Below are 4,558 nucleotides of genomic sequence, written 5' to 3'. Positions count from 1 at the left end.
ATCGTATCCCATCATCCGGAGTTCGTTGATATGTTTCCAGACCGCAGAACGGGTCACTCCCAGTTCATTGCTGATAGTTTCCCCGGAGAGAGGGCCCTGTGCACGTTCGAGAATTTCAAGTACTTTGAATGCGGATTCCGGCAAAACATCACCTCCGTGAACTGATCTGTTCTGAGTCAAGCGGGCAGGGGTCCTTGCCGCAGACCTGCTTGAGGATTGCGGACTGGTGTTCCATGAGAGTTGCGAGATCAAAGATCCCCGTGATATCTACAACACCGATGGCACCTATTGCGTTCCCGTCTTTGTCCCGGATAGGTGTGACCGTGACCGGGACACCTTTGTATGCACCGCTGGCCGGAGTTACCTGGATCAGCTGGTTCTTGGCAATAGATTCGAGAAGAATTGGACCATTGTAATTGCGATCGATTACCCTGCCGTCCTCGACCCGGATGCCATCACGGTCAACGGATTTTGCTGTAACAGGGAGCCGGTGGATGAGCTCGTGGACTGCAAGGACAATGGGTTCCAGGTCCTCGGATCCGGCATTGCAGGACAATACGTAGCGGTGCATACAGAATGCCTCACTACTCTGGTCATCCGTTTATCCTGATGAAGGTTGTGGATGGGGGTTTGGGAGATCTTGGGATCTCCGTTTAAGAGAGGTCTCGTGGATCAATCATTGACAATTGCACTATCCAGATGTTCCGGTAGAACCGGAATTACCTAATAATTCATCCGTCTTTTATCGATAAAAGAGGGATTAACCAAACGATTGTTACTTTTTGCAGCAATGTATTTTCATACAATTTTCGCTAAGGACATTTTGAATTTCCTGAGAACGTTTTCCTTTCAAGGATATTTTTCCAAACAGATCGAATCAGGATGTTGAAAAATTTTACAACCGTGTCGTAGAAATTCTCATGAATCACTGTTTTAAGTGATAACTTACCATCATCTTTTACCAGATCATATCCATGAATCGCTGCTGGCCGATTGTGATGCGTTGAGGGAAAAATGCGGTTTGTTGTAACCGGGGGCGCGGGATTCATTGGCTCCCATATTGTCGATAGTCTTGCCGGGCTCGGCAACGATGTCATCATTTTTGATAACTTCATTTCCGGCAGGAAAGAGAACATCGCTCATTTAAAAGAGAATAAAAAAATCAAAGTTATCCATGGAAGCATCACAGACCTGGCAATACTGAGGGCAGCATGTGAATCCGCAGATGGTATCTTTCACGAAGCGGCGATTGCATCAGTGCAGCAGTCTCTCCAGAATCCCCTTAGAACTCACGAAACAAATGCCACGGGAACGTTAAATGTCCTTCTAGCTGCTCGGGATGCCGGTGTAAAAAAGATAGTATCCGCCTCATCTGCAGCAGTATATGGTGACAACCCCATCCTTCCGAAGCACGAGGAAATGATCCCGGAGCCGTTGTCTCCCTATGCGGTATCAAAAATTACCGGAGAATATTACTGCTCTGTTTTTTCCCGCTTATATGGCCTGAAAACGGTTTCACTCCGGTACTTCAACGTCTATGGGCCACGGCAGGATCCCCGATCAGAATATTCCGGAGTTATTTCAAAGTTTATCATGCAGGCAATACTGGGCAAGCCGATAACAATTTACGGTGATGGTGAACAGACCCGTGACTTTATTTTTATTGATGATGTGGTAACGGCAAATATCCATGCAATGGAACGGGATGTCCAGGGAATATTCAATATCGCAAGCGGCAGGGAGACCTCTCTGAATAAACTCGAGGAACTGGTGACATCTGTCTCGGGTACAAAAGTTCCAGTTATTTACGAACCACCGCGTTCGGGGGATATCAGGAAATCGCTTGCAGATATCTCCCGAGCCCGGAAAAGGTTGGGATTTGAACCGGAATATACCATAACGAAAGGACTTGAACATACGATATCTGCATTGAGGTAATTCAGATTTTATAATATCTGCCCTGATTATAACTAACCCTGTGTTCGTTTCACAATATCAGATTGTTTGGATCTTAAATGACCGCTTGATTCAATTACCCTGAAAATACATTTCATATGCTGAAACATACTAAAAAGGAATTTTTTATGGTGTTCGACCAGTCCGCCATCTGTATCAGAAATTTTAACAAAAATACAACTTCGGGGAATCCCCCGGATAAATATCTCATATGCCATGATGTTATTGATACATTCCTTAAGGTACTGATCGAACAAATGCCGTATGCAATGAGATCTGGACTTCTCCCCATGAGTAATAGTCATGTCTGATAATCATGATTCTGCCTGGACCATGGAAATCCGCTCTCGTAACGGATGGTTTGACATCGATGTATCAGAACTCTGGCGATACCGGGATCTGATTCTCCTTTTTGTAAGGCGGGATTTTGTTGCGTATTATAAGCAAACCGTTCTGGGGCCGCTATGGTTTTTACTGCAACCGCTCTTTACCACAGTAGTATTTACCATAATTTTCAGTAACATTGCCCACATTTCAACCGATGGGTTACCTCCCTTTTTATTTTATCTGGCAGGAACCATTGGATGGACCTATTTTGCCAACTGTATGACCCAGACATCCAATACCTTCATCACAAATGCGGGAATATTCGGCAAAGTCTATTTCCCTCGTCTTGTTGTCCCAATATCTATAGTGATCTCCAATCTGTTTACCTTTGCAATCCAGTTTGGATTATTCCTGGCATTCCTGGTATATTTTTATTTCATGGGGTCAGGTATTCATCCGAATTTATGGATTTTAATCATTCCGTTATTATTGGTCCAGATGGCAGCACTCGGTCTCGGTATGGGGATACTGATCTCCAGCCTGACGACAAAATATCGCGATCTGGCCTTGGCATTAACCTTCGGGGTCCAGCTCTGGATGTATGCTACACCGGTGGTTTATCCCTTATCGCAAATCCCGGCACAGTGGCAGTGGTTGTTCGCGCTTAACCCCATGACGGCAATTATCGAGACGTTCCGGTATGCATTTCTTGGTTCTGGAGCAATCCAGCCCTGGATGTTAGGTGTAAGTTTTGGCATGACATTCCTGATTTTAGCCTTGGGAATCGTGCTCTTCAGCCGTGTTGAAAAAACATTTATGGATACCATTTAGCGAGGAGTGGTGGTAATGAGCGACGTCGTGATTCAGGTAGAAAACCTCTGCAAGGAATATCGCCTTGGTACAATCAGCCATGGTACACTGTACCGGGATTTACAAAGCGGGTGGGCAAAATTCCGGGGAAAAGATGATCCTAACTCGATAATTGGTTCTCATAACCGAGGGCAGATGGGAAATACCGACGACAGAATTTTAGCATTAAATAACGTCTCATTTGATATTCACCAGGGAGAAGTTGTTGGTATTATTGGTCGCAATGGTGCAGGCAAGTCGACCCTGCTCAAAATTATCTCGCGGGTGACTGCACCAACGAGTGGAACTATCAAAATCAAGGGCCGGGGTGCAAGCCTGCTTGAGGTGGGTACCGGTTTTCACCCGGAGCTTCCCGGCAGGGAGAATATTTTCCTGAATGGCGCAATTCTGGGGATGCGTAAGAGCGAGATCGAGCAAAAGTTCGATGAGATTGTCAAATTTGCCGAGATTGATAAATTCATCGATACTCCGGTGAAGAGGTATTCAAGCGGGATGTATGTGCGGCTCGCGTTTGCTGTGGCGGCACATCTTGATACCGATATTTTATTGGTTGATGAGGTTCTCGCAGTGGGAGATGTTGCCTTTCAAAAAAAGTCCCTTAATAAGATGAAAAATGTTACTTCTGAAGGAAGAACTGTACTGATTGTGAGCCATTCCATGCCCATAATAAGGAACAATTGTAAAAAAGTTATCTTCCTGAAGAATGGGGCAATATCTGCTTTCGATATCCCCGCGGTTTCTGTCGATTCATACCTGAACGCAGCGAATGAAGAATCCCGGTATCTTGTCAAAGAAATTACTTCTGAAATGCATACAACCGGGATTTCAAAAATCCGTGTAAAAAAAATTCAAATGGTTGATGAGAACGGGAATATTCAAGAGCATATAAAATATCATCAACCGTTGATTATTGAGGTATTTATTGAATGTATTGATGCAGTGGACAACGTTGGATTTGGAATCATAATTTCTACAAAAGACAATGTAATTTTATTACAAACACATTGTTTTGATAAATCAAATGCTTATTGGAATCTCGTAAGAGGAAGATTTAAAGTACAAATAAGAGTGTTAAACCAATTAAAAAGGGGGCACTATTCATTACAATTTGGGGCACATCAAAAACCCTTCAATGTTTCGCTATTGGATATACCCAACGCATTAACATTCGAAATCACTGATGAACCATTTCAGCCTGAAGAAAACTACAGCCAGTTTAATGGGGGTTTATTAGATTCATTTTCTGACTGGTCACTCATCGATATTTAAATGGTTTATAATATTAATGAAAAAGAATTATGGTGACGCGTGTATTATGCTAGAAAAATTTTTTGATAACGTTCTTATTACTATGGATCGTTTCAATTATGATTATCTGTCAAGTCCTCAAAAAAGTACTCGCGCT

Annotated in this window: 5 protein-coding genes; 3 read left to right on the top strand and 2 right to left on the bottom strand. The window is 43.4% G+C overall.

Translation table 11 applies throughout. From position 1 onward, the window contains the following. Both LUQ50_RS04200 and LUQ50_RS04195 read right to left on the bottom strand, forming a co-directional pair. Nucleotides 1-144, bottom strand: a 144-nt coding sequence (locus LUQ50_RS04200; RefSeq protein ID WP_300036640.1) for a helix-turn-helix domain-containing protein, incomplete at its 3' end; no start/stop codon positions are given. Nucleotides 145-148: 4 nt separating this feature from the next. After that, on the bottom strand, nt 149-571 hold the full coding sequence (locus LUQ50_RS04195; RefSeq protein ID WP_300036637.1) for a DUF2111 domain-containing protein: 423 nt from the start codon (nt 569-571) through the stop codon (nt 149-151). Between the two features lie 443 nt (nt 572-1,014). Between LUQ50_RS04195 and LUQ50_RS04190 the strand changes: the two genes are divergently transcribed. The 3 genes from LUQ50_RS04190 to LUQ50_RS04180 all read left to right on the top strand — a co-directional run bounded on the left by LUQ50_RS04190 (nt 1,015) and on the right by LUQ50_RS04180 (nt 4,422). Beyond that, nucleotides 1,015-1,938 (top strand): SDR family oxidoreductase, encoded by a 924-nt coding sequence (locus LUQ50_RS04190; RefSeq protein ID WP_300036634.1) that lies wholly within the window; start codon nt 1,015-1,017, stop codon nt 1,936-1,938. 321 nt (nt 1,939-2,259) lie between these two features. Further along, nucleotides 2,260-3,114 carry an ABC transporter permease gene (locus LUQ50_RS04185; protein ID WP_300036631.1) on the top strand — a complete coding sequence of 285 codons (855 nt, stop codon included), beginning with the start codon at nt 2,260-2,262 and terminating at the stop codon, nt 3,112-3,114. Between the two features lie 15 nt (nt 3,115-3,129). Beyond that, nucleotides 3,130-4,422 (top strand): ABC transporter ATP-binding protein, encoded by a 1,293-nt coding sequence (locus LUQ50_RS04180; protein ID WP_300036628.1) that lies wholly within the window; start codon nt 3,130-3,132, stop codon nt 4,420-4,422. Nucleotides 4,423-4,558: the final 136 nt, after the last annotated feature.

It is taken from the genome of Methanospirillum sp. (assembly GCF_028679455.1).
In the GTDB taxonomy this organism is placed as follows: Archaea; Halobacteriota; Methanomicrobia; order Methanomicrobiales; family Methanospirillaceae; genus Methanospirillum.
Note: the sequence above shows the minus strand (reverse complement) of the source record. Positions and strands in the feature narration are given on the sequence as shown.

What these genes read in the sequence shown, in the direction of transcription:
- LUQ50_RS04180 (WP_300036628.1), top strand. Translation starts at nt 3,130, where the DNA reads ATGAGCGACGTCGTGATTCAGGTAGAAAACCTCTGCAAGGAATATCGC.
- LUQ50_RS04195 (WP_300036637.1), bottom strand. Translation starts at nt 571, where the DNA reads ATGCACCGCTACGTATTGTCCTGCAATGCCGGATCCGAGGACCTGGAA.
- LUQ50_RS04185 (WP_300036631.1), top strand. Translation starts at nt 2,260, where the DNA reads ATGTCTGATAATCATGATTCTGCCTGGACCATGGAAATCCGCTCTCGT.
- LUQ50_RS04190 (WP_300036634.1), top strand. Translation starts at nt 1,015, where the DNA reads ATGCGGTTTGTTGTAACCGGGGGCGCGGGATTCATTGGCTCCCATATT.